The 26,985-nt window shown below is 70.5% G+C and carries 29 protein-coding genes; 16 read left to right on the top strand and 13 right to left on the bottom strand.

Annotated elements, in window-relative coordinates; genetic code table 11:
- Positions 1–192 precede the first annotated feature (192 nt).
- Positions 193–945, bottom strand: coding sequence for an SDR family oxidoreductase (locus A4E84_RS26895; protein WP_062929008.1), 753 nt, complete (start codon positions 943–945; stop codon positions 193–195).
- 96 nt (positions 946–1,041) lie between these two features.
- On the opposite strand from A4E84_RS26895, the gene A4E84_RS26900 reads away from it, so the two are divergent.
- Positions 1,042–1,743, top strand: a complete 702-nt coding sequence (locus A4E84_RS26900) for a TetR/AcrR family transcriptional regulator (protein ID WP_062929009.1) — start codon at positions 1,042–1,044, stop codon at positions 1,741–1,743.
- A gap of 352 nt (positions 1,744–2,095) precedes the next feature.
- Positions 2,096–3,562 carry a sensor histidine kinase gene (locus tag A4E84_RS26905; protein ID WP_062929010.1) on the top strand — a complete coding sequence of 489 codons (1,467 nt, stop codon included), beginning with the start codon at positions 2,096–2,098 and terminating at the stop codon, positions 3,560–3,562.
- A 210-nt stretch (positions 3,563–3,772) separates the two neighbouring features.
- On the opposite strand, the gene A4E84_RS26910 is transcribed toward A4E84_RS26905, so the two are convergent.
- Together A4E84_RS26910 and A4E84_RS26915 are read right to left on the bottom strand one after the other, a co-directional pair.
- Entirely contained in the window at positions 3,773–4,030 is a 258-nt protein-coding gene (locus A4E84_RS26910; protein ID WP_003992873.1) for a WhiB family transcriptional regulator, read from the bottom strand.
- Between the two features lie 321 nt (positions 4,031–4,351).
- Complete coding sequence (locus A4E84_RS26915) at positions 4,352–5,320, bottom strand: diacylglycerol/lipid kinase family protein (RefSeq protein WP_062929011.1); 969 nt, start codon at positions 5,318–5,320, stop codon at positions 4,352–4,354.
- Positions 5,321–5,436: 116 nt separating this feature from the next.
- Between A4E84_RS26915 and A4E84_RS26920 the strand changes: the two genes are divergently transcribed.
- Positions 5,437–5,886, top strand: coding sequence for a hypothetical protein (locus tag A4E84_RS26920; protein ID WP_062931632.1), 450 nt, complete (start codon positions 5,437–5,439; stop codon positions 5,884–5,886).
- 3 nt (positions 5,887–5,889) lie between these two features.
- Here A4E84_RS26920 and A4E84_RS26925 read toward each other — a convergent pair whose 3' ends face one another.
- The 3 genes from A4E84_RS26925 to A4E84_RS41235 all read right to left on the bottom strand — a co-directional run bounded on the left by A4E84_RS26925 (position 5,890) and on the right by A4E84_RS41235 (position 7,978).
- Complete coding sequence (locus tag A4E84_RS26925) at positions 5,890–7,026, bottom strand: RNA polymerase sigma factor SigF (protein WP_079129130.1); 1,137 nt, start codon at positions 7,024–7,026, stop codon at positions 5,890–5,892.
- 17 nt (positions 7,027–7,043) lie between these two features.
- The gene (locus A4E84_RS26930; protein WP_003992877.1) at positions 7,044–7,457 is read right to left on the bottom strand and encodes an ATP-binding protein; all 414 of its coding nucleotides are present in this window, start codon (positions 7,455–7,457) and stop codon (positions 7,044–7,046) included.
- Between the two features lie 260 nt (positions 7,458–7,717).
- Positions 7,718–7,978 carry a UBP-type zinc finger domain-containing protein gene (locus A4E84_RS41235; protein ID WP_079129131.1) on the bottom strand — a complete coding sequence of 87 codons (261 nt, stop codon included), beginning with the start codon at positions 7,976–7,978 and terminating at the stop codon, positions 7,718–7,720.
- Positions 7,979–8,040: 62 nt separating this feature from the next.
- On the opposite strand from A4E84_RS41235, the gene A4E84_RS26935 reads away from it, so the two are divergent.
- Positions 8,041–9,639 carry a Na+/H+ antiporter gene (locus A4E84_RS26935; RefSeq protein ID WP_062929012.1) on the top strand — a complete coding sequence of 533 codons (1,599 nt, stop codon included), beginning with the start codon at positions 8,041–8,043 and terminating at the stop codon, positions 9,637–9,639.
- Positions 9,640–9,693: 54 nt separating this feature from the next.
- Here A4E84_RS26935 and A4E84_RS26940 read toward each other — a convergent pair whose 3' ends face one another.
- Entirely contained in the window at positions 9,694–10,602 is a 909-nt protein-coding gene (locus tag A4E84_RS26940) for a 1-aminocyclopropane-1-carboxylate deaminase/D-cysteine desulfhydrase (RefSeq protein WP_062929013.1), read from the bottom strand.
- Positions 10,603–10,858: 256 nt separating this feature from the next.
- Here A4E84_RS26940 and A4E84_RS26945 point away from each other — a divergent pair, with 256 nt between their 5' ends.
- The 7 genes from A4E84_RS26945 to A4E84_RS26970 all read left to right on the top strand — a co-directional run bounded on the left by A4E84_RS26945 (position 10,859) and on the right by A4E84_RS26970 (position 17,252).
- On the top strand, positions 10,859–12,265 hold the full coding sequence (locus A4E84_RS26945) for a family 2B encapsulin nanocompartment shell protein (RefSeq protein ID WP_062929014.1): 1,407 nt from the start codon (positions 10,859–10,861) through the stop codon (positions 12,263–12,265).
- 111 nt (positions 12,266–12,376) lie between these two features.
- Positions 12,377–13,546: a family 2 encapsulin nanocompartment cargo protein polyprenyl transferase gene (locus A4E84_RS26950; RefSeq protein WP_062929015.1), complete on the top strand. Its 1,170-nt coding sequence runs from the start codon at positions 12,377–12,379 to the stop codon at positions 13,544–13,546.
- Positions 13,547–13,869: 323 nt separating this feature from the next.
- Entirely contained in the window at positions 13,870–14,481 is a 612-nt protein-coding gene (locus tag A4E84_RS26955) for a GNAT family N-acetyltransferase (protein ID WP_062929016.1), read from the top strand.
- A 486-nt stretch (positions 14,482–14,967) separates the two neighbouring features.
- Positions 14,968–15,243, top strand: a complete 276-nt coding sequence (locus tag A4E84_RS44760) for a hypothetical protein (protein ID WP_079129132.1) — start codon at positions 14,968–14,970, stop codon at positions 15,241–15,243.
- A gap of 85 nt (positions 15,244–15,328) precedes the next feature.
- The gene (locus A4E84_RS26960; protein ID WP_062929017.1) at positions 15,329–15,742 is read left to right on the top strand and encodes a YciI family protein; all 414 of its coding nucleotides are present in this window, start codon (positions 15,329–15,331) and stop codon (positions 15,740–15,742) included.
- A gap of 39 nt (positions 15,743–15,781) precedes the next feature.
- Positions 15,782–17,002, top strand: a complete 1,221-nt coding sequence (locus tag A4E84_RS26965) for an RNA polymerase sigma factor (protein ID WP_062929018.1) — start codon at positions 15,782–15,784, stop codon at positions 17,000–17,002.
- 10 nt (positions 17,003–17,012) lie between these two features.
- Positions 17,013–17,252: a hypothetical protein gene (locus A4E84_RS26970; RefSeq protein WP_063827518.1), complete on the top strand. Its 240-nt coding sequence runs from the start codon at positions 17,013–17,015 to the stop codon at positions 17,250–17,252.
- Positions 17,253–17,320: 68 nt separating this feature from the next.
- Here A4E84_RS26970 and A4E84_RS26975 read toward each other — a convergent pair whose 3' ends face one another.
- Complete coding sequence (locus tag A4E84_RS26975; protein WP_062929020.1) at positions 17,321–18,070, bottom strand: VOC family protein; 750 nt, start codon at positions 18,068–18,070, stop codon at positions 17,321–17,323.
- Between the two features lie 104 nt (positions 18,071–18,174).
- Between A4E84_RS26975 and A4E84_RS26980 the strand changes: the two genes are divergently transcribed.
- Positions 18,175–19,329, top strand: a complete 1,155-nt coding sequence (locus A4E84_RS26980) for an inorganic phosphate transporter (RefSeq protein WP_062929021.1) — start codon at positions 18,175–18,177, stop codon at positions 19,327–19,329.
- A 15-nt stretch (positions 19,330–19,344) separates the two neighbouring features.
- On the top strand, positions 19,345–19,578 hold the full coding sequence (locus A4E84_RS26985; protein WP_062929022.1) for a hypothetical protein: 234 nt from the start codon (positions 19,345–19,347) through the stop codon (positions 19,576–19,578).
- A 67-nt stretch (positions 19,579–19,645) separates the two neighbouring features.
- On the opposite strand, the gene sodN is transcribed toward A4E84_RS26985, so the two are convergent.
- Entirely contained in the window at positions 19,646–20,041 is a 396-nt protein-coding gene (sodN, locus tag A4E84_RS26990; protein WP_031140564.1) for a superoxide dismutase, Ni, read from the bottom strand.
- Positions 20,042–20,186: 145 nt separating this feature from the next.
- Here sodN and sodX point away from each other — a divergent pair, with 145 nt between their 5' ends.
- Positions 20,187–20,621, top strand: a complete 435-nt coding sequence (gene sodX, locus A4E84_RS41245; protein WP_159029622.1) for a nickel-type superoxide dismutase maturation protease — start codon at positions 20,187–20,189, stop codon at positions 20,619–20,621.
- Here the strand turns inward: sodX and A4E84_RS26995 are convergent.
- A complete protein-coding gene (locus A4E84_RS26995; protein WP_062929023.1) occupies positions 20,504–21,154 on the bottom strand; it encodes a CGNR zinc finger domain-containing protein in 651 nt (216 codons plus the stop codon). The genes sodX and A4E84_RS26995 overlap by 118 nt on opposite strands.
- A gap of 89 nt (positions 21,155–21,243) precedes the next feature.
- Here A4E84_RS26995 and A4E84_RS27000 point away from each other — a divergent pair, with 89 nt between their 5' ends.
- The gene (locus tag A4E84_RS27000; RefSeq protein WP_062929024.1) at positions 21,244–22,014 is read left to right on the top strand and encodes a class I SAM-dependent methyltransferase; all 771 of its coding nucleotides are present in this window, start codon (positions 21,244–21,246) and stop codon (positions 22,012–22,014) included.
- A 65-nt stretch (positions 22,015–22,079) separates the two neighbouring features.
- On the opposite strand, the gene A4E84_RS27005 is transcribed toward A4E84_RS27000, so the two are convergent.
- The 3 genes from A4E84_RS27005 to A4E84_RS27015 are packed head-to-tail and all read right to left on the bottom strand — an operon-like array spanning position 22,080 to position 24,762.
- Positions 22,080–22,841, bottom strand: a complete 762-nt coding sequence (locus A4E84_RS27005) for an amino acid ABC transporter ATP-binding protein (RefSeq protein ID WP_033313541.1) — start codon at positions 22,839–22,841, stop codon at positions 22,080–22,082.
- Positions 22,838–23,779 (bottom strand): amino acid ABC transporter permease, encoded by a 942-nt coding sequence (locus A4E84_RS27010; RefSeq protein ID WP_062929025.1) that lies wholly within the window; start codon positions 23,777–23,779, stop codon positions 22,838–22,840. The genes A4E84_RS27005 and A4E84_RS27010 overlap by 4 nt, the downstream gene beginning before the upstream one ends.
- A 32-nt stretch (positions 23,780–23,811) precedes the next feature.
- The gene (locus A4E84_RS27015) at positions 23,812–24,762 is read right to left on the bottom strand and encodes an ABC transporter substrate-binding protein (protein ID WP_062929026.1); all 951 of its coding nucleotides are present in this window, start codon (positions 24,760–24,762) and stop codon (positions 23,812–23,814) included.
- Between the two features lie 625 nt (positions 24,763–25,387).
- Between A4E84_RS27015 and A4E84_RS27020 the strand changes: the two genes are divergently transcribed.
- Entirely contained in the window at positions 25,388–26,620 is a 1,233-nt protein-coding gene (locus A4E84_RS27020) for an NAD(P)-dependent malic enzyme (RefSeq protein WP_062929027.1), read from the top strand.
- Positions 26,621–26,985: the final 365 nt, after the last annotated feature.

The raw sequence follows: 26,985 nt of genomic DNA on the forward strand, positions 1-26,985 counted from the left end.
TTCGGGCGTCATCATGGGCTCCTGGACGCCACGGCCGTCGCGGCAAGGGCTGGTCACCGCTCCCACAACGCCCCGACCTGGCCTCCGCAGCCAATGCCCTCCTCCTTGGCTCGCCGGCAGTGGCTAAGGGGTCCATTCACCATGAGCGTCTCATCAGGCCGCGCGACCCGGACGGGCATAGTGGCAGGACTCCTAAGTGAGCGAGCCCCCCGTCACATCCACCCAGCTACCCGTCACCCACCGCCCTCCGTCCGACACCAGGAAAGCCACCACGTCGGCGACCTCGGCGGGTTCGCCCACGCCGCCCAGCGCCGATATCGCCGCGGCCTTCGCCCAGCCGTCGGGGCTGCCGTGCAGCAGGGCTGCCGTGTTGTCGGTGTCGATGATCCCCGGGGCCACCGAGTTCACCGTGATGCCCCGGCTCCCCAGCACCTTGGACAGGTCGCGCGAGAAGACGTCCAGCGCGCCCTTCGTCATCGCGTACGCCATGTTGTCCGGCATCACCGCCGTCCGGGCCAGCCCCGACGAGATGTTGACGACCCGGCCACCGTCCCGCAGGCGGGTCATGCCGTGCTTGAGGATGAAGAACGGCGCCTTCACATTCACCGCGAAGGCCTTGTCGTACTCCCGCTCCTCCAGCTCCTGGATCGGCCGCGTGTTGCCGATCGCCGCGTTGTTCACCAGGATGTCCAGCCCGTCCGCGTGCCGGTCGAACTCCTCCCACAGCGCCTGGGCGTCCCCCGGTACCCCGAGCTCGACGCCCATCGCGAACGCCGAGCCCCCGGCCCTTTCGATCGCCGCGACCGTCTCCTTCGCCGCGGTCTCGTTCCTGCCGTAGTGCACCGCGACCCGGGCGCCGTCGCGCCCCAGCCGCTCGGCGATTCCTCGCCCGATGCCCCTGCTCGCCCCCGTGACGAGTGCCGTCCTGCCCGTGAGCACGCCCATGGCGGCCCCCCTCCTCATTTATCTAGCGATCGATACAGAAATGACCGTACAACAGCCCGGCTTCATTTCTCTAGTGTCCGCTATAAAATGCACCCCATGGTGAACGACGACGCAGTCGCGAAGGCCCGGACGGGGTCTGACGCCGCGAACGCGGGAGCCGCCGAGGGAACTGCCGGCGGCGGCAAGGCCAGGACCAAGTCCCGCGGCCGCCCCCGCTCCTTCGATCGCGAGACCGCGCTGGAGAAGGCCCTCCTCGCCTTCTGGGAGCACGGCTACGAGGCCACGTCCGTCTCCGACCTCACCCGCGTCATGGACATCGGAGCCCCCAGCCTGTACGCGGCCTTCGGTGACAAGCGGTCCCTCTTCGAAGAGGTCGTCCGCATGTACGGCACGAGGTACGGATCCTTCACCGACCGCGCCCTCACCGAGGAGCCCACCGCGCGGGCCGCCGTCGAGCGCGCCCTGCGCGAGGCCGCCACCGCGTACACGGAACCCGGCCACCCGCACGGCTGCCTCGTCGTCCACGCCGCCACGAACTGCTCGACCCCCGAGGTGGAGGAGTCGCTGCGGGACCGCCGCAACGCCAACATCGCCGCGTTCGAGAGTCGCATCAGGGCGGATGTCGCCGCCGGGGCGCTGCCGCCGACCACCGACGCCGCCGCCCTGGCCCGGCACACCGGAGCGATGATCCAGGGCATGTCACAACAGGCACGCGACGGGGCGAGCCGGGAGGAACTGGAGGCGGTCGCGGAAATTGCCCTGTCCATCTGGCCCCGCACAGGAACCCACACGGGTTAGGCTGCCTGCTGGACGACAGGGCGTCCGACGCCGTCGCAGAAATGACAACAACGAACAGCCTCCAACGCATGGACACCCATAAGTGGTCTAGTCCACAATGCGTAACGAGAGCGCGTGTGCAACGCGCACCAGCCTCCGTCTTCCCCGCACAGGAAGACGGACCGAGGAACCGAGGCTCTCTGCCCTGACTGCCCCGGCTCCTCATCCTCGGCCGACCGGGACCGCACACCCCACGGCCGATGCTGCTCCGGGCTGCGGTGCCGGGAGGGTTGAGGGTCCCTCTCAGGCGCCGCGGCCCGCGGGTGTTTCAGGGCCGTACGAACGCCCGGGTACGCTCGCAGACGTGCCCTCCATGAACGAACTCGTACGCCAGCACACCGCCCTCGACGACACGGACCTCGAGTGGCTGCACCTGCTGGTCTCGGAGTGGCAGCTGCTCTCCGACCTCTCCTTCGCCGACCTGGTCCTGTGGGTCCCCACCAGCGACGGTGCCCGGTACGTCTCGGTCGCACAGATGCGGCCCAACACCGGCCCGACCTCGTACCAGGACGACATGGTGGGCCACCTCGTCCCGCGCGGCCGCCGCCCGATGCTGGACGTAGCTCTCGACGAGGGCCGCATCGTGCGCGAGGGCGACCCCGAGTGGCGCGAGGAGGTGCCCGTCCGGGTCGAGTCGATCCCCGTACGGCGGGAAGGACGCGTCCTCGGCGTCATCGCGCGCAACACCAATCTCCTCACCGTGCGCACCCCGAGCCGCCTGGAGCTCACCTATCTGCAGAGCGCCTCCGACCTCGCGCAGATGATCGCGGCCGGGTCCTTCCCGTTCGCGAACCAGCAGCTCGACATGGACGCCTCGCCCCGTGTGGGCGACGGCCTGATCCGGCTCGACGCCGACGCCATCGTCCAGTACGCCTCGCCGAACGCCCTGTCCGCCTACCACCGGCTCGGCCTCGCCTCCGACCTCGTCGGCCAGCACCTGGGCAAGACCACCGCCGAACTCGCCCCGACCCGGGGCCCGGTGGACGAGGCGCTGGCCAAGGTCGCCAGCGGCTGGGCGCCGCGCGAGTTCGAGATCGAGGCCAGTGACGGGGTCATCCAGTTCCGTGCGATCCCGCTCAAACCGAAGGGCACCCGCATCGGTTCCCTCGTCCTGCTCCGGGACGTCACCGAACTGCGTCGACGAGAGCGCGAGTTGATCACCAAGGACGCGACGATCCGGGAGATCCACCACCGCGTCAAGAACAACCTCCAGACGGTGGCGGCGCTGCTCCGCCTCCAGGCCCGGCGCATCGAGTCCGACCGCGGGCGTGAGGCCCTCGAAGAGGCGGTACGGCGTGTCGGATCGATTGCGATCGTGCATGAGACGCTCTCCCAGAACCTGGACGAGCGGGTGGAGTTCGACGACATCGCCGACCGTGTGCTGGCCATGGTCGCGGAGATCTCCCCGGGCAAGGTCGCCGGCCGGCGCACCGGACGCTTCGGCATCCTGGACGCCGAGGTCGCGACGCCGCTGTCGATGGTGCTGACCGAGGTGCTGCAGAACGCGCTGGAGCACGGTTTCCGTGAGGGCGACACCGGCACGGTCGAGGTCTCGGCGGTCCGCGGCGGCACGAGCAAGGAGGCCCGACTGCTGGTCACGGTCCAGGACGACGGGGTCGGCCTGCCGGAAGGGTTCGATCCGCACACCGCAGGCAATCTCGGCCTGCAGATCGTGCGGACCCTGGTGGAGGGGGAGTTGGGCGGCACCTTCGACATGGTCCCGGCTCCGGAGCGCGGCACCCGCGTGATCCTCGACATCCCGGTGCGGTCGCAGAAGTAGTGGAGCCCGAGCCTCGGAACGGGGGCCGGAAAAGCAATGAGCCCCGGGCCACCAAGTGGCCCGGGGCTAAAGCTCGTTGCTGCTTAACTAAGCGCATCGGGGGAACTGCGCGCTGCGGCTCGGGGGCGGGAGATGCGTACTCGCTGTCTACGAAGTAATGCCGTAAGGCACACGCGCCGCCAAGCTCAGGCTGTCAGCAGGGGTGGGTTGTCAGGCGGAGGCCTGACGGGCCCGGTTGCGGGCGGCGCGGCGCTTCATCGCGCGGCGCTCGTCCTCGCTGAGACCACCCCAGACGCCGGAGTCCTGGCCGGACTCGAGCGCCCACTGCAGGCACTGCTCGATCACCGGGCAGCGACGGCAGACGGCCTTGGCTTCCTCGATCTGCAGCAGCGCAGGACCGGTGTTGCCGATGGGGAAGAAGAGCTCGGGGTCTTCCTCGCGGCAAACGGCGTTGTGACGCCAGTCCATGGCTGCTACCTCTCCTTGGTATTACGTGCAGGTTTGCTTGTGAATGTGAACGCTTTCACGAATCCCTCAACAAGTGAAGGGCCGACTGCCAGGTTCCCCGGCGAAGGTCCTGTGATGTGAAGAGGGGTTCTGGTGATCAGTGGAGGCCGGTGTTGCGGGCCGTCTCGATCGCCACGTAGAGACTCGCAAACCTCAGCGGCGGATACAACCCCTTCTGGAAAGTTTTTTTTGATTCTTCGGTGTCGACTAGGTCACAGCCGTACTTCCATGGGGTGGATCCTGGCCTAAACGTTCGAGTGAAAGGACTTTAGCCAGTTCTGCTCACACAATCACACGCAGTGCACGGCGTACGCCTGTGAACGTCACGCTAGTCCGCAGCCCCAGGTGGTCACCGTCCATCTGGAGGGGGAGCGGGACCTTCGAATGCAAGGTGAACTCTGTCAAGTCATGCAGAGAGGTGGCGTGCTTGCCATGGGGTCCGCGCTCGGGGGACGAAGTGAGCAACTGGGTGCCATACCGGGCAACAGCCGCGGTGGACAGACGGCTGAGACCGAAGAGATCGAGGCCGGTATCGAACGAGGCTTTAGGCGCCGCGTAGATCGGGCGATTCCCCAGAAACGTCCATGGCGAGGTGTTCGAGACTATGGACAGCACCAGATCAGTGACCGGATCCTCGCCGGCCCGCTCCAGCGTGATCGTCCCGTTGCGGCGATTCGGTTCGCCGAGGAGCTGGCGTATGACCTGGCGCACGTAGAGAGCGTGTGTGGATTTCCGGCCGCGCTCGCGATGCTGCTCCACACGACCCACCACACCGGCGTCGAAGCCGAGTCCCGCGTTGAAGGTGAACCAGCGGGACGGCACCGCCTCGTCCTCCGTGCCCGGAGTGCCCGAGGTCAGTCCGAGGCCGACGGTCCGTTCGCTGCCGTCGCGCAGGGCGTCCAGCAGGGCGCCGGTGGCCTCCACGGCGTCATTGGGCAGGCCCAGGGCGCGGGCGAAGACGTTGGTGGAGCCGCCCGGGACCACGGCGAGGCCGGGCAGCTGCTCCGGAGCGGGGCCGGCGTGCAGCAGGCCGTTGACCACTTCGTTGACCGTGCCGTCGCCGCCGAGGGCCACCACCAGGTCGATGTCGTCGCTGTCCGCCGCCTGCCGGCCCAGGTCGCGCGCGTGACCGCGGTACTCGGTGGTGACCGCCTCCAGCTTCATCTCGCTGGCGAGCGCATGGATCAGTACGTCGCGTGTGCGCGCACTCGTAGTGGTTGCCGCCGGATTGACCACGAGAAGTGCACGCATGACTGGCAGCGTACCTACTGGGTGGTACCGGGCCCATACCGAGGTAGTGATCAGGTAAGAGAGCAGAGGTGAACCGCACCCCGGGGGGCGTGTACGACGGGCGCTACTCTTCAGGGGTGAGCAGTGAGCAGACCCCCACCACCGAGGAAGCCACCGGCCCCCGCCCCCGGCGTCTGACGTACGCCGCGCTGCTGGCCGCACTGGAGGGGCTCGCACTGGTCGTCGGAGGCGTCTGGATCCTCGTCCTCGGCCTCACGGGCCATCCGGACGACCGGCAGCAGGCAGTGACCGGAGGCATCACGCTGGTCGTGCTCGCGCTGCTGCCCCTGCTCGCCGCGCGCGGGCTGCTCGGCCGCCGCAGCTGGAGCCGCGGCCCGGCCGTCATCACCCAGCTCATGGCGCTGCCGGTGGCCTACAACCTGCTGCAGGCCGACAGCATGGCCATTCCGGCTGGGATCGCCCTCGCCGTCGTGGCCGTAGCGTCGCTCGTCCTGTTGGTGAACCCCGAGACGACCCGGGCCCTCGGGATCCGCGGGCCCGGCAACGCCGGCAACGTGGAGAAGTAGCCGTCACTCCTCGACGAGGAGCTTCTCCCGCAGCTGCGCCAGCGTGCGCGCCAGCAGCCGGGAGACGTGCATCTGCGAGATGCCGACCTCCTGCGCGATCTGCGACTGGGTCATGTTGCCGAAGAACCGCAGCAGCAGAATCCGCTTCTCACGCGGCGGGAGATCCTCCAGCAGCGGCTTGAGGGACTCCCGGTACTCCACGCCCTCCAGCGCCTCGTCCTCAGCGCCGAGGGTGTCCGCGACCGCCGGGGACTCGTCGTCGGTGTCGGGGACGTCCAGGGACAGCGTGGAGTACGCGTTGGCGGACTCCAGGCCCTCCAGGACCTCCTCCTCCGAGATCGCCAGCTTCTCGGCGAGCTCGTGGACCGTGGGAGAGCGACCGTGCAGCTGCGAGAGCTCGGCCGTGGCCGTGGTCAGCGCCAGGCGCAGCTCCTGCAGCCGGCGCGGCACGCGCACCGCCCAGCCTTTGTCGCGGAAATGCCGCTTGATCTCGCCGACGACCGTCGGAGTCGCGTACGTCGAGAACTCCACGCCGCGGTCCGGGTCGAATCGGTCCACCGACTTGATGAGGCCGATGGTTGCGACCTGGGTGAGGTCGTCCAGCGGCTCCCCGCGGTTGCGGAAGCGGCGCGCGAGATGCTCCACCAGCGGCAGATGCATCCGGACCAGCTGGTTGCGCAGCTCCGCGTACTCGGGGCTGCCGCTGCTCAGGGTGCGCAGCTTGAGGAACATCTCGCGCGCGCCGCTGCGGTCCGGAGAGCCGTGCTGCGCACCTGATGTGTGGTGTGCGCGCGGCGCCTGATCCTCGGAGTCTCGCTCGTGCTCGCTCATCGTCCCGCCCGTCGCCCTTCCCCGAGCCCTCGCCTCCTCCGCCACTCTCGACTCCTCGTGAGTGGGGGGACCCCCCTGGGCCGGGGATGCGGCGACCCCCGCGCCCGGAGGCGCGCTCCGCACGGCACCGTCCCGGTCCGGCCGCCCGCCGCCCGGGAGGACGGCCCCCGTGGAGTCGTCCTCGGGGTGCGGGCGGGCCTGCTCGGGGATGCCGTCGATGCCGTCCGCCATGCGCCGGGCGCCGCTCGGGCCGCTCGTGCCCGTGCCCCCGGCCGGCAGCTCTCGTGTGCCGCGCTCTTCGTCCCGCACCGGCCCGTCCTCGCTCCTCACGCCGGCCCGGGTCCCGCGCCGCGCTGTTTGTAGAGGCTGATCGAAACGGTTTTGTCCTTGTCCACGGCAGAGGAGACCTTGCCCGCGAGGGCGGACAGGACCGTCCAGGCGAAGGTGTCCCGCGACGGGGCATGGCCATCCGTGGTGGGTGCCGAGACGGTGACCTCGAGCGAGTCGTCGACGAGGCGGAAGACACAGCTGAGCACCGAGCCGGGCACGGCCTGCTGAAGCAGGATCGCGCAGGCCTCGTCCACCGCGATGCGCAAATCCTCGATCTCGTCGAGGGTGAAGTCCAAACGGGCCGCGAGACCGGCCGTGGCCGTACGCAGCACCGACAGGTAGGCACCCGCGGCCGGCAGCCGGACTTCCACGAAGTCCTGGGTCGCGGGCTCGCCTGCGATCTGGGACACCCTCACCTCCATGGTGGTACAAGCGTTTCAGGGCCGAGGGTCGCCCCCCGGGGTAACGCGATACGTGGTTCAGCGGTGACGCTATCGCGCTCTTGACGGTCCTGTCCCCGGGACCCCAACCCCTTGTCGTTACTCACAGTAAACCTGTGGATACGCTCCGTGTCTAGAGGTTGGGCGGGCCCAAATGGGAAGAGCGCGCGCCGGGTTGACGTACCCAGACGTCAGACGGTCGAACCGTCCGGCGCCGGGGTCCTGTCGCGTCACACCAGGACATGGTCGACGAAGCACCAACGCCAGGTCTCTCCGGGTTCGTGGGTCCGCATCACGGGGTGACCGGACTCCTTATGATGCTCCGCCGCGTGCCGTCCTGGCGAGGAGTCGCAGCAGCCGACGTGACCGCAGCTGAGGCACAGCCGTAGTTGCACCGGATCCATGCCCTCCGCCAAGCACTCCGGACACGTCTCGCTGAGCGGGCCGGGTTCGGGGTGCGGCAGCGCCTCGGCGTGCGTGCACTGTTTCATGATTGCCAGGTTACGACGGTCGGGCGGAAGACCGCGTCGAAAAACGAGGGCGGGCGAGAACGATGGACGTGATGCCACTGCTGCTGCTCGTGGCGGGCAGTGCCGCGATAGCCGCGGCGGCGCGGCGCACCCCGGTGCCGGCGCCGCTGCTGCTGGTGGCCGTGGGGCTGGCGGTGAGCTACGTCCCCGGGGTGCCCGAGTACACGCTCGACCCGCACATCGTGCTGCCGCTCATCCTGCCCCCGCTGCTGCACACGGCCGCCATCGAGAGTTCCTACCTCGACCTGCGGGCGCAGCTGCGGCCGGTCGCCATGCTGTCCGTCGGGTACGTGCTGTTCGCGACCTTCGTGGTCGGCTGGGCCGTCTACGTGATCGTGCCGGACATGCCGCTGACCGCGGCCCTGGTCTTCGGCGCGGTGGTGGCGCCCCCGGACGCGGTCGCGGCGACGGCGGTGGCCCGGCGGGTCGGGCTGCCGTCGCGGATCACGACGATCCTCCAGGGCGAGTCCCTGCTGAACGACGCGACCGCGATCACCGCCTACCGGGTGGCCCTGGCCGCCGCCGTCGGAGAGGGCGCGACCTGGGCCGGGGGCATCGGCGAGTTCCTGCTGGCGGCGATCGGCGGCGTCGTGGTGGGCCTGCTGCTGATGGCACCGATCCACTGGCTGCGCACGCACGTGAAGGAGGCGCTGCTGCAGAACACGCTCTCCCTGCTGATCCCCTTCGTCGCGTACGCCGTCGCCGAGCAGGTGCACGCCTCAGGTGTCCTCGCGGTCGTGGTCGTGGCGCTCTACCTGGGGCACCGCGCGTGGGAGGTCGATTTCGCCACGCGTCTGCAGGAGGAGGCGGTCTGGAAGATGGTCGCCTTCGTCCTGGAGTCGGCGGTCTTCGCGCTGATCGGACTGCAGCTCCCGGTGGTTCTCAAGGGCCTCGGCGAGTACGAGGGCGTCGAGGCGGCCTGGTACGCGGCCGCCGTCTTCCTGGTCGTCGTCGCGGCCCGGTTCGTCTGGGTATACCCGGCCACCTTCCTGCCGCGGCTGCTGTCGGCCCGGGTGCGGGAACGTGAGCAGGACCCGACCTGGAAGGGGCCTTTCGTCATCGCGTGGGCCGGGATGCGGGGCGTGGTCTCGCTGGCCATCGCCTTCTCGATCCCGCTCACCCTGCACGACGGTGAGGAGCCCTTCCCGCAGCGCAACCTCATCCTCTTCCTGACCTTCACGACGGTCATCGGGACTCTGGTCGTGCAGGGCCTGACGCTGCCCCCGCTGATCCGGCTGCTGAAGCTCCCGGGGCGGGAAGCCCAGACCGAGACGCTCGCCGAGGCCAACGCCCAGGCGCAGGCCTCCCGAGCCGCCGAACGGCGCCTGGACGAGCTCCTGACCGACGAGCGAAACACCCTGCCCGCCCCGCTCGCCGACCGGCTGCGCATCGTCCTGGAGCGCCGCCGCAACGCCGTCTGGGAGCGGCTCGGGCAGGCCAACCCGATCACCGGGGAGTCCGTCGACGACACCTACCGACGGCTGGCGCGCGAGATGATCAGTGCCGAGCGCGAGGTGTTCGTCAAGCTCCGGGACGCCCGCTACATCGACGACGAGATGCTGCGGACCCTGCTGCGCAGACTGGACCTGGAGGAGGCGGCGGCCTTCCGGGAGGCGGCGTGACGCCGGAGCGGCACCTCCGACGGAGCAATACCTCAGGGGGAGCGGAGCGGCACCTCAGGGGAAGGGGCGGCCGGTGACCACGGCCGCCACCGCCGTCCCCCGCGCGAAGGCGCCTTCACCGGCCAGGGTGACCAGCCCGTACAGCAGCTTGGCGACGTAAAGCCGTTCGACGGGCAGGCCGTGCCGCTGCTCGAAGTCCGCCGCGAAGGCGTCGAGCTCGGCGGGCACGCGCGCGTAGCCCCCGCAGTGGAAACGGTCGTCCAGGCTCCAGGTGCCGCGCCGACCACCGAAGGCCGCACCCTGCAGGGCTTCCGTCTCGGCGGTCAGGAAGCCGCCCCTGAGCACCGGCACGCCCAGGGCGCGCTGGCCGCAAGCGAGGCCGGCGGCCAGTCCCGCGAGCGTGCCGCCGGTGCCGCAGGCCACGGCGACGGTCTCGGCGCGCCCGCGCAGCTCGGTGCCGAGCGCCCGGCAGCCCCGCACCGCCTCGGCATTGCTGCCGCCCTCGGGGACGACGTAGGCCTCCTCGGCGTCCGCCGCGCGCAGGATGCCGGCCAGGACGGGCGGCTCGGTTTTGCGGCGGTACATCGCCCTGTCGACGAAGTGCAGCCGCATGCCGTCGGCCGTGCAGCGGGCCAGTGAGGGGTTGAGAGGCCGGCCGGCCAGTTCGTCACCGCGGACGACACCGACCGTGGGGATGCCGAGCAGCCGGCCGGCCGCGGCCGTGGCGCGCAGATGGTTGGACCAGGCTCCGCCGAAGGTGACGACGGTCCGGCCGGCCGCCACGGTCAGGTTCGGCGCGAGCTTGCGCCACTTGTTACCGATCAGCTCCGGATGGATCAGATCGTCCCGCTTCAGCAGCAGCCGCACGCCCCGGCGCTCGAACCGGCCGTCCACGACCTCCTGCAACGGCGAGGGGAGCCGGGGGCGCAGCGCGGCGAGTCCGGGGGTGTCGGGGCTGGTCACCGGGTCATTGTCACCCGGGAGTGTGAGGGAGGGAGCGCGGGGACCGACGGGAGGCTCTGGGGCCGGACACCCCCAGCCCGGTCGCGGACGCGCGTGCCTTCGAACGCCGTGACGGGCCCCCTCTGCCCAGCGGCGCAAAGATCCATTCCCGCTCTTTCGTGTAATAGCACCGCGACGTCGAGTGAGGAAGGCTTGCTCGTGCACATCGATGCCCGGGTCGTATGGGCGTCGGTCACAACCGGGAGGGCAGTTCTCTATGTCGGTAGGCGAAGAGGTCCGCACGGAGCAGACCAAGCCGCAGCAGAGTCTCGGCACGGCGGCCGCGCGGAACCTGGCCACCACGACCAAGTCCGTGCCACAGATGCAGGAGATCAGCTCCCGCTGGCTGCTGCGGATGCTGCCGTGGGTCGACATCCAGGGTGGTACGTACCGGGTGAACCGGCGGCTGACGTTCGCCGTGGGCGACGGCCGGCTGACGTTCGTGAAGACCGGCGACCGCGTCGAGATCATCCCCGCCGAGCTGGGCGAGCTCCCGGCGCTGCGGTCGTACGACGACGAGGAGGTGCTCTTCGAGATCTCCCGCCGCTGCGAGCAGCGGGAGATCCCGGCAGGCGATGTCATCGCCTCGTTCGGCAGCCCGTCCGACGAGGTGTACCTCCTGGCACACGGCAGGGTGGAGAAGGTCGGTACGGGACCGTACGGGGAGGACGAGTCCCTCGGAGTCCTCGCCGACGGTGCCTACTTCGGTGATGACGCGCTGCTGAACGAGGACGCGATCTGGGAGTACACCGCCCGGGCCCTCACCGCGTGCACCGTGCTCGTGCTGCCCCGCCAGGAGTTCGAGCAGATCGCGGAGCGGTCGGACACCCTGCGCGAACACCTCCAGCAGCGCCGCTCCATCCCCTCGCAGCGCTCCAACAAGTACGGCGAGAAGGAGATCGACCTCTCCTCCGGCCACTCCGGCGAGCCGGACATCCCGCACACCTTCGTCGACTACGAGGCCCGGCCCCGTGAGTACGAACTGAGCGTCGCCCAGACCGTGCTGCGCATCCACACGCGCGTAGCCGACCTCTACAACCAGCCCATGAACCAGACCGAGCAGCAGATCCGGCTGACGGTCGAGGCGCTGAAGGAGCGCCAGGAGCACGAGCTCATCAACAACCGCGACTTCGGGCTCCTGCACAACTGCGAGTACGACCAGCGGATCCAGCCGCACGACGGCGTGCCCGGGCCGGACGACCTGGACGAGCTGCTCAGCAGGCGCCGCGGCACCAAGATGCTTCTCGCCCACCCGCGCGCCATCGCCGCGTTCGGCCGCGAACTCAACCAGCGCGGGCTGGTCCCCGAGACCATCGACATGGCGGGCAACCGCATCCCGACCTGGCGCGGTGTGCCGATCTTCCCGTGCAACAAGATCCCGGTCTCGGACGCCCGTACGACGTCCATCATCGCCCTGCGTACCGGCGAGGCCGACCAGGGCGTCATCGGTCTGCGTGCCTCCGGCATCCCCGACGAGATCGAGCCGAGCCTGTCGGTCCGCTTCATGGGCATCAACGAACAGGCCATCATCAAATACCTGGTCACGGCCTACTACTCGGCCGCGGTGCTGGTACCGGACGCACTCGGCGTCCTGGAGAACGTCGAGATCGGCCGCTGGCGGTGACGCTGCCGGCACGCCGGCCGTGTCCCCGCCCGTCCGGGCGGGTACACCCTCGGGGTACGAGCCCAGCGGCAGCGGAAGCGCCACCGTCCGCTCATTCTCCGAGGCGGTCCCATGGGTGAGTCCCTCACGAAGTCCAGGAGGGGGACGACGCAGCCCGCCCGCGGCGGGCAGCGCGGCGCCGAACCCCGGCCGTCGGCCGGGGCTCCGCAAAGGCAGGGGGGCATCGGGACACAGGGGGACGGCGGGCCGCAACCGGCCGAAGGGCACGAGGCGGTCATGCTGCTGGAGCGGGCCCGGGCGGAGGTCGACCCGGTGCTGCGGGCCGCGCTCGGCTCGCTGCCCGCACCGATGCGCCGGGTCGCGCTCCACCACTTCGGCTGGGAGCAGGCCGACGGCACCCCGGCGGACGGGGGCTCCGGCAAGGCGATCAGGCCCGCGCTGGTCCTCGCCGCGGCGGCCGCCCTCGGCGGGCCCGAGGCGCGGGCGGGGGCGGCTCGGGCGGCCGCCGCGGTGGAGCTGGTGCACAACTTCACGCTGCTGCACGACGACGTGATGGACCGGGACACCACCCGCCGCCACCGCCCCACCGCATGGACCGTGTTCGGCGACGCCGACGCCATCCTCGCCGGGGACACCCTGCAGGCGCTGGCCCTGCGGCTGCTCGCCCAGGATCCGCACCCGGCGTCCTCGGCCGCCGCCGCCCGGCTCGCGGACTGCGTGGTGGAACTGTGCGCGGGCCAGCACGCGGACACGGCCATGGAGCGGTGCGCCCCAGGCGAGGTCACGCTCGACGAGGTGCTCGCCATGGCGGAGGCCAAGACGGGTGCCCTGATCGGGAGTGCGTGCGCGATCGGCGGGCTGTACGCGGGTGCCTCGGACGAGGAAGTCGCGGCGCTGGACGCGTTCGGCAGGGAGGCCGGGCTCGCCTTCCAGCTCATCGACGACGTCATCGGCATATGGGGCGACCCGCGCCGCACCGGCAAGCCCGCCGGTGCCGACCTGGCCGCCCGGAAGAAATCGCTGCCGGTGGTGGCGGCCTTCGCCTCCGGCACACCGGCGGCGGCCGAACTTGCCGAGCTGTACGCACGAACCAGCGAGAAGGAGGACCTGGACCACATCGCCCTGACCGTGGAGCGTGCGGGCGGCCGTGACTGGGCGCAAGGCCAGGCGGCCGACCGGATGGCCCGGGCGATGCAGCAGCTGGCCCGGGCGGTGCCGGACCCGGAGGCGGCGGGCGGCCTGCTCGCCCTCGCCGAGTTCGTGACCCGGCGCAGCAGTTGACGGGCCGCCCGGTGGACGGCCCCAACAGTGAGCGCTACGGCGGCAACCGCAGAAGACCGCCCGCACCAGCAACGTCCCTTCGGGTGACCGAAGGGCAGGACTCCGGAGCGCCGGGGCCGTGCGGCTCCTGACCCCGCACGGCCGTCGGCATCCGGTCGGCGGGTCCCGCACTGCCCCACGGTCTGCGGGGCCCGCCACCTCGCCACATCCGTCGAGTTTGGGCACACGTTCGATCGGATCGCGCCAAGATCCTGCCCGCACCCCTCCGTGAGGGCCAACGCCCCTACGATCAACGCCCGTCGGGACGAGCGAAGGGGTGCGGCATGGGTGTGGCCATCCGGACGGCGGGCGCAGAGGACAGGGAGCTGATCGTCCGGCTTCTGGACGAGGCGTTCCAGGACGACCCGGTGAGCGGCTGGGTCTTCCCCCGCGTGGAGGACCGCCGTGCCAAGCACCCCCGGCTCATGGCAGCCTTCACCGACATCGTGCTCGCGGCCGGCCGCATAGACGTCACCGAGGACGGCTCGGCCTGCGCGCTGTGGCTCTCCATGCCTGCCGACGAAGGCCACGACGACGCGGAGGACGAGGGTCCGGCCCAGGTGCGGGAGGCCGTCGACCCGGGCAACGAGCGTGTGGAGAGCATCGGCCGGCTGGTGGCCGCCGTCCATCCCACGGGGCGGGCCCACGAGTACCTGTGGATGATCGGTGTGGCCCCCGGCCGCCAGGACGAGGGCATCGGCACCGCGCTCATCGAGGCCGTCCTCGACCGCTGCGACCGTGAAGGGCTGCCCGCCTACCTGGAGGCCAGCAACGTCCGTAGCCGCAACCTGTACGAGCGCCTGGGATTCGAGCCGGCCGGCCCGGCCCTCAACCTGCCGGACGGTCCGTCGATGTGGCCGATGTGGCGGGAGCCCAGGCCTCAGCGGCCCGCCTAGGCCGTATGGCGCGTGCGGCAGCTGCCGTGCGCCGACGAGCAGCCGTTTCGTCCGGTGTCTCCTCCCGGGCGGACGACGCGACCTCGCGGACGCTCCGCCTACGTCTCGGCGGTCCCGCTCTCCGGGCCGGCCACGTGTAGGAGGCCGACGGCACGGGACGCCGGGTGGCTTCCGGACGTAGCTCCAACAGGGCCGGAGAAAAAGAGGGTCGGACCGGCTTGCGGAAGCTTGGGCAGGTCGTCGACGCCGAAAGCCCGGCGGGCCTGGGTGGGCAGGGTCTTCGGGTATTCCGCCTTGAGGTAGGCGATGACTCGTCGTCGGCGAAACGCGATATCGCGGTCCCGTTGCCGCCCGGGTCACCGATGAAGCCGTCGAGGGGACAGGCGATGAGTTCGCCCTGGAGTCGGTGCGCACGTTCGGCAACGGCGCGCTGGTGCGCACGTACAGCAGGAAGCGTTGAGCCCACGACCGGCCTACTCTGAGGACATGGGCAGCGAAGGATACGTCTGTCCCGACTGCGGACAGCCAGTGGAAACGGTCGTCCGGCGTCATAAGACGCTGGGCACCTGGGTCCCGCGCTGGGTGGCGGGCCCGTGCCGCAACCCCGAGTGCGGGGCCTGCGAGACGCAGGGCGCCGACAGCGGCCGCACCGCCCAAGGCACCCGGCCCGGGCCTGCCCCCGCGGTCCCCGGCGATACCGCCCCGCCCGCCACGACCCCGCTCGAACCGGCTTCCGGAGACACCGCCGCCAAAAATCCCTGAGCCCGTGTCGAGATGCGCGGCCCGGCTCCGACGTCCCCTGTGAAGAGCCGCCCGCCGGGGCGGTGAGAGCCGAAGGAGCGGACTGATGAAGTACCTGGTCATGGTGCAGGGCACACAGGCGGACTACGACGCCATGCGCGGCAAGGCGTCGGCGCACTCCCCGGCCTGGAGCGAGGAGGAGCTGCAGACGATGTTCGCCTACATGGGCGCCATCAACGACGATCTGGCCGAGACGGGCGAGCTCGTCGACGGGCAGGGCCTGGCCGAGCCGGCGCAGACCCGGCACGTCACCCTCGGCGACGACGGCAAGGCCGTGATCACCGACGGCCCGTACAGCGAGACCAAGGAGCTGCTGGCCGGCTACTGGGTCCTGGAGTGCGAAAGTCTGGAGCGGGTCACGGAGATCGCCGACCGTGTCGCCCGCTGCCCCCAGCCGGCCGGCGCCCCCGACTACCCCGTCGTGATCCGCCCGATCATGGACGGTTCCGGGGACATCTGACGAACCGGCCGACGCCGACGGACACACGGGGTCACACGGGTGAGGAACCCACCGGAGATCGAGGACCTGCTGCGCCGCGACGCGCCGCAGGTCCTCGGTGCGCTGGTCAGACGGTACGGGCACTTCGACGCCGCCGAGGACGCCGTACAGGAGGCGCTGCTCGCGGCGGCCGGGCAGTGGCCTGAAGCGGGGGTGCCCGGCAATCCGCGCGGCTGGCTGATCAAGGTCGCCTCGCGGCGGCTCACCGACGCACTGCGCAGTGATCAGGCCCGGCGGCAGCGCGAGGAGCGGGCGGCAGCGCTCACGCCCCGGGACGCCTTCACGGCGCCGCCACCGGGGGAGCGGGCGCCCCGTGAGGACGACACGCTCTCGCTGCTGTTCCTGTGCTGCCATCCGGACCTGTCGCCGTCCGCGCAGATCGCGCTCACGCTACGTGTCGTGGGTGGTCTGACCACGGCGGAGATCGCGCGGGCCTGCCTGGTCCCGGAGTCGACGATGGCCCAGCGCGTCAGCCGGGCCAAGCAGAAGGTGCGGGGCGTGCGCTTCGGCCGGCCGGACCGCTGGGAGCAGCGGCTGCCGTCCGTCCTGCAGACCCTCTACCTGATCTTCAACGAGGGCTACACCGCCACGTCCGGCGCCGCGCTCCAGCGCCGCGACCTCGCAGGGGAGGCCGTACGGCTGACCCGCGCGGTCCACCGGCTGTTGCCCGGCGACTGCGAGGTGGCCGGTCTGCTCGCGCTGATGCTGCTGACCGATGCCCGGCGCGACGCGCGCGGCGGACCGCGCGGCGAGCTGATCCCCCTCGACGAGCAGGACCGCGGCCGCTGGGACCGGGCGGCGATCGAGGAGGGCGTCGCACTGGTCACCCGGGCCCTGTCCCGGGGCCGCCCCGGGCCGTTCCAGCTGCGGGCCGCGATCGCCGCCGTGCACGACGAGGCGCCCTCGCCCGGGTCGACCGACTGGGCCGAGATCCTGGGCCTGTACGACGTCCTCGTCGGTCTGCTCCCCGGCCCGGTCGAACGCCTCAACCGCGCGGTCGCCGTCGCCATGGTCCACGGCCCGCGCGCGGGGCTGACCGAAGTGGACGCCTTGGAGGGGGAGTTGAAGGGGCACCGTCTGGACGCCGTGCGCGGCCATCTGCTGGAGCGGGTGGGCGAGCCGGAAGCCGCCCGCGCCGCCTACGAGTCGGCCGCCGCACAGACCCTGAGCCTGCCCGAGCAGCGCTACCTCCGGGCCCGGGCGGCGCGGTTGAGCGACTAGCGTGTGAAGCATGGGCATTCCGGGGGAGCGGCGTCGCACGGTGTGGCCCGGCGTGGTGATCGGGTGGGCGCTGATCGTGGCCGTCACGGGCGGCCTGACGCTGTGGATGCAGGACTCGGCCGAGCCCGCGGGGCCGTACGTCTGGGAGCGGACGAATCCCTACGAGCCCCCGGACCTGCCGCCTTGCCCGACGCCCGAGGGCGCCGGGGCCGCGGACTGCGCGTACGGGACGTATACCAAGCGGGGCTGACGGATCGCCCCGCACACGCGCGCCGCCACGGACGCACCGAACGCCGCCCCTTCTTCAACGGACGTCCGTCAGCGTTCCTGGCCGCGCAGTCCGCCCGTCACCGGATCCCGGGTCGTCAGGCAGTACGTGCCGCCCGCCGGATCGCGCATCACCGTCCAGCCGGAAAAGCCGGACACGAAGACGGCCCCGAGCGCCTCGTGCCGCGCCCGGGTCGCCGCGACGTCAGCGCAGGCGAGGTCGAGGTGGGCGGATGCCGGGCGTTCCTCGCCGAGGCGTTGCAGGAGCAGACGGACCGGCAGGCCCGGCGGCGGCTTGACCACGTGAAACTCCGGGAGAGCGCCCGGCAGCGACTCCCAGCCGTCGAGCAGGGCGCTCCAGAAGCCGACCTCCCTGTCGTAGGCCGAGGACGGGACGTCCAGGCACACCTGGTCGAGCCGGCTGCCCCGCACCACGCCCGGGCGCGACGACTGCCCGCGCCAGGGGTCCGCGCAGAACAACTGCCCGCCGGGCGAGCGCAGCACCACGAGCGACCCGAGGTCGGCCACCACATCCGCGCCGCGCCGCACCGCCGCGGCGGCGAACTCCGGTACGTCGTCGACGCAGAAGTCGATGTGCGCGCCGCCCGGGCCCGGACCCACCGCCTGCACCTTCACGCACGCGTCGGCGCCGTCGGACGTGGGGAGCAGGGTCACGAACTCGTCGTGTTCACCGCGCGGTGCGGACAGGCGGGTGTCCGTGACCGCCGTCCAGAAGTCGCAGGCGGTGCCGAAGGCGTCACGCGGGCGGTCGATGAAGGCGTACGTCCAGCTGATCCTCATGGGCGCGATCGTAGACGGGCGCACCGCCGCCACCTGCGTGAACCTTGACCAGCCTTTGCCGTACCGTTCCCCGTGCATTGGCCCGCGCTTGTTTGCATTCAGGAATGGACCACATCACGTTCCTCGTGGCGGTCGTCATCGTCACCGCACTCGCCTTCGACTTCACCAACGGTTTCCACGACACGGCGAACGCGATGGCCACGTCCATCGCCACCGGCGCGCTCGCTCCCCGTACGGCGGTCCTGATCAGCGGCGTCCTCAACGTCGTCGGTGCCTTTCTGTCCACCGAGGTCGCCAGGACCATCTCCGGCGGCATCGTGGACGACACCCTCGTCTCCCCGGGCATGATCTTCGCGGGGCTGGTCGGCGCGATCCTGTGGAACCTGCTGACCTGGCTGGTCGGTCTCCCGTCGAGCTCCTCGCACGCACTGTTCGGCGGGCTGATCGGGGCCGTGTGGGTCGGGGCGGGCAGCCACGGCGTCCACTTCGGCAAGGTCGTCGAGAAGGTGCTGGTGCCGGCGGTGGCCTCACCTGTCGTGGCCGGTGTCGCAGCGCTGCTCGCCACCTACCTCGCCTACCGGCTCACCGACCGGGCCGGCAAGGACTCCGTCACCCGGGGCTTCCGCATCGGCCAGGTCGCCTCCGCCTCGCTCGTCTCGCTCGCCCACGGCACGAACGACGCGCAGAAGACCATGGGCGTCATCACCCTCACCCTGATCTCGGCCGGCGCGCTCGGCCACGACGCCGGCCCGCCCCTGTGGGTCATCGCGTCCGCGGGCCTCGCCATCGGCCTCGGCACGTATCTCGGGGGCTGGCGGATCATCCGCACGATGGGCAGGGGCCTCACCGAGATCCAGTCGCCGCAGGGGTTCGCCGCCGAAACCGCTTCGACGACCGTCATCCTGACCTCCGCCCACCTCGGATTCGCCCTGTCCACCACGCAGGTGGCCTCCGGGAGCATCCTCGGCGCGGGGCTCGGCCGCCGGCTCGCGGAGGTCCGCTGGGGCGTCGCGGGCCGGATGGCCGTCGCCTGGGTGATCACCCTGCCCGCCGCCGCACTGGTCGGGGGGCTGGCCGCCGCAGTCGTGCAGAACGGCGGGGACCTCGGCACTGCGGTCGTCGCGATGGTCGGCGCGGCCCTCGCCGCGGGCATCGTGGTCATCTCGCGCCGCAACCCGGTGCACGCGCACAACGTCAACGACGCACACGAAGTCAGCATCCGCACCGAGCCGCCGGCCAAGGTCGGCGCGGCCGCCTGAGCGACGGGGATCGACATGCATCTGGACTGGACCGCACTCGGCCAGGTCGCCGCGGTGAGTGTCGGCGCGACCGTCGCCGTGGTCGTCGTCTTCGCCCTGGGCGTCCTCGGCCTCGCCCGCCTGGAGGGCACCCGCGCCCTGCGGGGCGGCACCTTCGCCCTCGGCCTCACCCAGGCCGTCCTGTGCTTCCTCGCCTGCGCGGCCGTGGTGGCGTACGGGATCTACCTGATCGTCCCTCAGCTCCACTAGCAGACGACGCCCATGACGAAGGGGCCCGACCGGTTCTCGGTCGGGCCCCTTCGCCGTACGAAGGCGATCAGGCCTTCTTGGTCTCCCAGAAGATCTTGTCGATCTGGGCGATGTAGTCCAGAGCCTTCTGGCCGGTGGCCGGGTCGGTCGAGCCCTTGGCGGCCGAGAGGGCCTTCAGGGTGTCGTTGACCAGCTGGTGCAGCTCCGGGTACTTCTCGAAGTGCGGGGGCTTGAAGTAGTCGCTCCAGAGCACCGAGACGTGGTGCTTGGCGAGCTCGGCGCGCTGCTCCTTGATGACGGTGGCGCGCGCCTGGAAGTGCGGGTCGTCGTTGGCGGCCATCTTCTCCTGCACGGCCTTCACCGACTCCGCCTCGATGCGGGCCTGGGCGGGGTCGTACACACCGCAGGGAAGGTCGCAGTGAGCACTGACCTTGACCTTGGGGGCAAACAGGCGGGAAAGCATGGAGCATTCCTTCCTCGTGATCGTCTTCTCACAGGGGACATTACTCCGTGAGGGACGGCTTTTCGCGGGTGCCCCCATGGGCTTAGGACAAAAGTCCGGGGTGAGACTGAGACTGGTGGAGGAAGAACCGGGGAGGTGCCGGGTGATGCCGGAGCTGTCGCAGGAGTCCGAGCGGGGGAGGCCCGCCCCGCCCTTCGGGGTGGCCGAGGTGACCGGGCCGTCCATGGTGCCCACGCTGTACCACGGGGACCGGCTCCTGGTGCACTACGGGGGCCGGGTCAGGCCCGGGGACGTCGTCGTCCTGCGGCATCCCTTCCAGCAGGACCTGCTGGTCGTCAAGCGGGTGGCCCAACGGCGCGAGAGCGGCTGGTGGGTGCTCGGGGACAACGCGTACGCCGGCGGCGACAGCACCGACTACGGCGTCGTCCCCGACGACCTGGTGCTGGGGCGGGTCCGGTTCCGCTACCGGCCGCGCGGGTCCGGCCGGAGGTCGCCCTGGGCGCTGCTGGGCTGGGCGCTGTCGGCCGCCAGGCCGGTCCTCTCCGACCGGTCGGCCTCCAGGCGTTTGCGGGCGCGGTAGGCCGCCACGTTGGCCCGCGTCGCGCAGCGGTCGGAGCAGTAGCGCCGGGAACGGTTGGTGGAGGTGTCGAGGTAGGCGTTGCGGCAGGGTGCGGCCTCGCACAGGCCGAGGCGGTCCACGCCGTACTCGGTCAGGTGGAACGCCAGGCCCATCGCCGCGATCGCCGCGTAGCCCGCCGTGGCGTTCGACGGGTGGTCCGCCAGGTGCATGTGCCACAGGGGGCGGCCGTCGTCGTCCCGGACGTCGTGCCCGGAGACCTGCGGGCTCACCGGGAACTCCAGCAGCAGCGAGTTCAGCAGGTCGACGGCGAGCCTCTCCTCGCCCGCGTCGGCCGCCTCGAAGACCGCGCGCAGCCGGGCCCGGACCGAGCGGAAGCGGGTCACGTCCGCGTCGGTGGCACGGCGGGCCGCCGACTGGCTGGGCCCGAACAGATCGCGGACGGCCTCGACCGACGTCAGGGCGTCCTTGCCCCGGGCCGGTTCCTCGGTGTTGACGAGGCGCACGGCATAGTCCGAGTAATAGGCCAGTTCCACTTGTAGTCCTTACGGAGGGGCTTTAGGGTCGTGAGCGCGCACTTGTAACAGCTGATGGTGCTTCCAGGGTATTACGAGGAAGGGGCTCGATGACGGACGCGGACATCACGACGACCACCGCCGACTGGCAGGCCTGGCAGGAGAGCTGGGACCGGCAGCAGGAGTGGTACCTGCCCGACCGCGAGGAGCGGTTGCGGATCATGCTCGACATGGTCGAGGCCACCGTGGGCACCGCCCCGCGTGTCCTCGACCTCGCCTGCGGCACGGGCACCATCACGGCCCGGCTGCTGGCCCGCTTCCCCGACGCCACCAGCACCGGCGTCGACCTCGACCCGGCGCTCCTCGCCATCGCCGAGGGCACCTTCGCGAGTGACGACCGGGTCACCCTGGTCACCGCCGACCTGAAGGACCCCGACTGGCCGGCGCGGCTGCCGCACGACTCGTACGACGCCGTCCTGACCGCGACGGCCCTGCACTGGCTGCACCGGGAACCCCTCGCGGACCTCTACGGCCAGGTCGCGGGACTCGTCCGCGCCGGCGGTGTCTTCATGAACGCGGACCACATGATCGACGAGTCGACGCCGCGGATCAACGCCGCCGAGCGGGCCCAGCGCCACGCCCGCATGGAACAGGCCAGGGAATCCGGTGTCCTCGGCTGGACGGAGTGGTGGCAGCTCGCAGCCAAGGACCCGGTCCTCGCCGGACCCACGGCCCGGCGCTACGAGATCTACGGCGACCACGCCGACGGCGACATGCCGTCGGTCCAGTGGCACGCGCGCATGCTGCGCGAGAAGGGCTTCGGCGAGGCCAGGCCGGTGTGGTGCTCGCCCTCGGACACCCTGCTGCTGGCCATGAGGTAGAGCGGGCGCAGAGGAACGAAGGGGCGGTACGGAGATTCCGTACCGCCCCCTCGCCGTGCGTACCGTCAGAGCACCTTGGACAGGAACGACTTCGTCCGCTCGTGCTGCGGGTTCGTGAGCACCTCGCGCGGGTGGCCGGATTCGACCACCACGCCGCCGTCCATGAAGACCAGGCTGTCGCCCACCTCCCGGGCGAAGCCCATCTCGTGCGTGACGACGATCATCGTCATGCCGGACTCGGCCAGGTCGCGCATGACGTCGAGGACGTCACCGACCAGCTCCGGGTCGAGCGCCGAGGTCGGCTCGTCGAACAGCATCAGCTTCGGGTCCATGGCCAGGGCCCGGGCGATGGCGACGCGCTGCTGCTGGCCGCCGGAGAGCTGCGAGGGGTAGTTGCCCGCCTTGTCGGCCAGCCCCACCCGGTCCAGGAGCTCCTGGGCGCGCGTGCGGGCCTGGCTCCGGCTCACGCCCTTGACCTGGACCGGCGCCTCCATGACGTTCTCCACGGCCGTCATGTGCGGGAACAGGTTGAAGCGCTGGAAGACCATGCCGATGTCCCGGCGCTTGACCGCGACCTCGCTGTCCTTCAGCTCGTAGAGCTTGTCGCCCTTCTGGCGGTAGCCGACCAGCTCACCGTCCACGTACAGGCGGCCGGCGTTGATCTTCTCCAGGTGGTTGATGCACCGCAGGAAGGTCGACTTGCCGGAGCCGGAGGGGCCGATGAGGCAGAACACCTCGCCGGACTTCACCTCCAGGTCGATGCCCTTGAGGACCTCTACGGGACCGAAGGACTTGTGAACGCCCTCGGCCTTGACCATGGCGGTCATGCGGTGCCTCCCGTCGACGCCGAGCGGTTGGACAGGGACAGCAGATTCGCCTTGATCTTCTGGAACGGCGTGGCCGGCAGGGACCGGCTGGAACCACGCGCGTAGTACCGCTCCAGGTAGTACTGGCCGACGCTGAAGACCGAGGTCAGCAGCAGGTACCAGGCCGCCGCCAGGAACAGCATCTCGGCGGGCGCGCCGGAGGTCTGGCCGATGTCCTGGGCCGCTCGCAGCAACTCTGGGTACTGGACGACCGAGACCAGCGAGGTCGTCTTCAGCATGTTGATGACCTCGTTGCCCGTCGGCGGCACGATCACGCGCATCGCCTGCGGGATGACGATCCGGCGCAGCGTCTTGGCGTGGCTCATGCCCAGCGCGTGCGACGCCTCGGTCTGGCCCTCGTCGACCGAGAGCAGACCGGCACGGCAGATCTCCGCCATGTACGCGGCCTCGTTGAGCCCGAGGCCCAGCAGCGCCGTCAGGAACGGGGTCATGAAGTCCGACCACTCGTCCTTGTAGAACGGCCCGAGGTTGATGTACTCGAAGACCAGGCCCAGGTTGAACCAGACGATCAGCTGCACCAGGACCGGGGTGCCGCGGAAGAACCAGATGTAGAACCACGCGATCGACGAGGTCACCGGGTTCTTCGACAGGCGCATCACGGCGAGCATGACGCCGCCGACGATGCCGATCAGCATGGACAGCACGGTCAGCAGGAGCGTCTTGCCCACGCCGTCCAGGATGCGGTCGTCGAAGAAGTAGTCCGGGATCGCGCCCCAGTTGATCTTGCCCTGGGCGAACGCGTACACGACCCCGACCAGCAGGGTGATGGCGACGACGGCGGAGACGTACCGCCCGTAGTGCCGGACCGGGATGGCCTTGATGGCCTCCGGCCCGGCCGGGGGCGTGTCAGCCGGCGTCTTGTCGATGTCAACAGTCACGGGTGTTGCCTTTCAGTGCCGCTAGGGCGCGGTCACTTGCCGCCGTTGATGGTGGCTTCCTGCACGGAGCCGTCCGTGACGTTCCACTTCTTCATGATCTTCTCGTACTCGCCGTTCTTGATGACGGCGTCGAGCGCGGCCTTGAGGGCATCGCGCAGCTGCGTCTGGTTCTTGGCGACCGCGATCCCGTACGGAGCGGCCTCGACCTGCTCGCCGACCAGCTGGAAGTCCTTGCCGCCACCGGAGGTCTTCACCGCGTACGCGGCGACCGGGAAGTCGGACGAGCCGGCGTCGGCGCCGCCCGCGCGCAGGCGGGTCTGGGCCTGCTGGTCGTTGTCGAAGGGCTCGACGGCGATCTTCTTGCCGGACGGGCACTTCTTCGACTCGGCCTTGGCCAGGTCCTCGGAGACCGTGCCGCGCTGCAGCACGATCTTCTTGCCGCACAGGTCGGACCAGGTCTTGATGCCCTGGTCGTCGCCCTTCTTGGTGTAGATCGAGACACCGGCGGTGAAGTAGTCGACGAAGTCGACGCCCTCGCCGACCTTCTTGCCGGTGTCGGAGTCGATGCCCTCCTGGCGGTCCTTGGTGTCCGTCATCGCGGACATGGCGATGTCGTACCGCTTGGAGCGCAGGCCCGTGATCAGCGTGTCGAACGTGCCGTTCTCGAACTGGAAGTCGACCCCGAGCTGCTTGCCCATGGCGGCGGCGAGGTCCGGGTCGATACCGACGACCTTGCCCGAGCTGTCCTTGAACTCGACCGGGGCGTAGGCGATGTCGGAGCCGACCTTGATGACGCCCTTGTCGCGGATGGCCTGAGGCAGCTTGTCGGCGAGCGGGGCCGAGGCCGCCGTGTCGCTCGAACCGGTGTCCTTGGTCTGGTCACCGCAGCCGGTGAGCATCAGCGCGCCTGCGACCGCGATCGCACCGACCGCTGCTAGCCGGGAGTGCGCGGCGGTCGTACGACGGGTGGAGCTTGCGGTCATGGTGGGTTCCTCCGGCGGATGGGTGGAGTTGCCGATGGGGCGGGCCGCTGCCGATGGGTTCGGCAACGCCGTGGCACGCCGAAGGTTTCGGCAGTGCCGTGGGTCGACGAGAGCACACCTCTTCGAGTGTCGCGACCTCGTGTGATTACGGCATCTTGCCATTCGGACTGCGCGATTCTGGGGGCCAGCCATGTCAAAATCGGATAACGGGCGACCCCCGAACCGCACCACTCCGGTACATCACGGCCGGACCTTCTATGGGAATCACCCCTTCCGGCCGGAAGAACTTCGGTATATCCCGGGATTTCAAGACGGGGCCCGCGAGCTTCGCAGATGGTTGAGTGGTTGTGGCTGGTTTGTCCAGGCCTTGTCCCGATTTTGGACGAAGAGTCAGGGCGCCGTCATGTGACCTTCGCGTTATGGACTCGTCGTCGATGCCGTCCGTCCGGTAAGAAGGGTCTTTACACCCCTCATCCGGGGCTCAGGGCGCGTGTGCGGCGCGCCCGTCGCGTACGCGCCCGTACGTATACACGTACAAGCACGACATGGGCCTGCGCGGTGCCCGCCCACCCCTCACCAGGAGTGGCCACCCTCAAAACAATGAAGATTTAAGGGGTAAAACGAAGTGGCAGCGGAGATCGTCAATCCTCGCAGCGAGAGCAAGACCGGCGATACGGATCACGTGGGCGGTGCGGAGCCCCTCGACTCCTTCGACCCGGCGTTCGCGTTGCACCGCGGCGGCAAGATGGCTGTGCAGGCCACGGTGCCGGTCCGCGACAAGGACGACCTGTCCCTGGCGTACACGCCCGGCGTCGCGAAGGTGTGCAGCGCGATCGCGGAGCAGCCGGAGCTCGTGCACGACTACACGTGGAAGTCGTCGGTCGTGGCCGTCGTGACGGACGGTACGGCCGTGCTGGGGCTCGGTGACATCGGCCCCGAGGCCTCCCTCCCGGTGATGGAGGGCAAGGCGATCCTGTTCAAGCAGTTCGGTGGCGTGGACGCGGTTCCGATCGCCCTGAACTGCACGGACGTCGACGAGATCGTCGAGACCGTGGTGCGGCTCGCGCCGTCGTTCGGCGGGGTCAACCTGGAGGACATCTCGGCACCCCGGTGCTTCGAGGTCGAGCGGAAGCTGCAGGAGCGGCTGGACATTCCGGTCTTCCACGACGACCAGCACGGCACGGCCGTGGTGACGCTGGCGGCCCTGCGGAACGCTGCGCGGCTGAGCGGGCGGGCGCTGGGCGAGCTGCGCGCCGTCATCTCCGGCGCCGGTGCGGCCGGTGTCGCGATCGCGAAGATGCTGGTCGAGGCCGGGATCGGGGATGTCGCGGTGGCCGACCGCAAGGGTGTCGTGTCGGCGGACCGGGACGACCTCACGCCGGTGAAGCAGGAGCTGGCCGGGTTCACGAACAAGGCCGGGATCAACGGGTCGCTGGAGGCGGCGCTGGACGGCGCCGACGTGTTCATCGGCGTGTCCGGCGGGACGGTGCCGGAGTCCGCGGTGGCGACGATGGCCGAGGGCGCGTTCGTCTTCGCCATGGCGAACCCGAACCCCGAGGTGCACCCCGAGATCGCGCACAAGTACGCGGCGGTCGTCGCGACCGGGCGGTCGGACTTCCCGAACCAGATCAACAACGTGCTGGCGTTCCCGGGGATCTTCGCGGGGGCGCTGCAGGTGCGGGCCTCCCGGATCACCGAGGGGATGAAGCTGGCCGCCGCGGAGGCGCTGGCCGCTGTGGTCGGGGACGATCTCGCCGCCGACTACGTCATCCCGTCGCCGTTCGACGAGCGGGTCGCTCCGGCGGTCACGGCTGCGGTGGCGGCTGCGGCTCGGGCCGAGGGTGTGGCTCGGCGCTGACGTTGACGCCGGCGTCTGTGTGATGTGACCCCGCCCGGGATCGGGCGGGGTCATTTCTTTGCGTTCGGATCCGGCTGTTCGGGTGGTGTGGGCGGGTGCGCGTCCGCTTCGCATGACGCCGGGTGGTGGGTCGGGGCCGCGCCGGGGAGTGTCCGTCCTCGGCATGGCGCGCTGGGGTCTCGCACCGACTGACTCTCCGTTGACGCGCCAACCGCTGCGAGCGGACACCCCCCGACACGGCCCTCTCTCGCCGTACGCGGGTGTGTGCGTGGGGGGGGGCAGGCCGTCGGCCCAAGCAACACCGCCCGTACCTGGCAAGAGGGCGTGTCTCACAGGGCCGGATGGTTCCTTCGGTCCCTCGCGGA

This window comes from Streptomyces qaidamensis, assembly GCF_001611795.1.
GTDB lineage: Bacteria > Actinomycetota > Actinomycetes > Streptomycetales > Streptomycetaceae > Streptomyces > Streptomyces qaidamensis.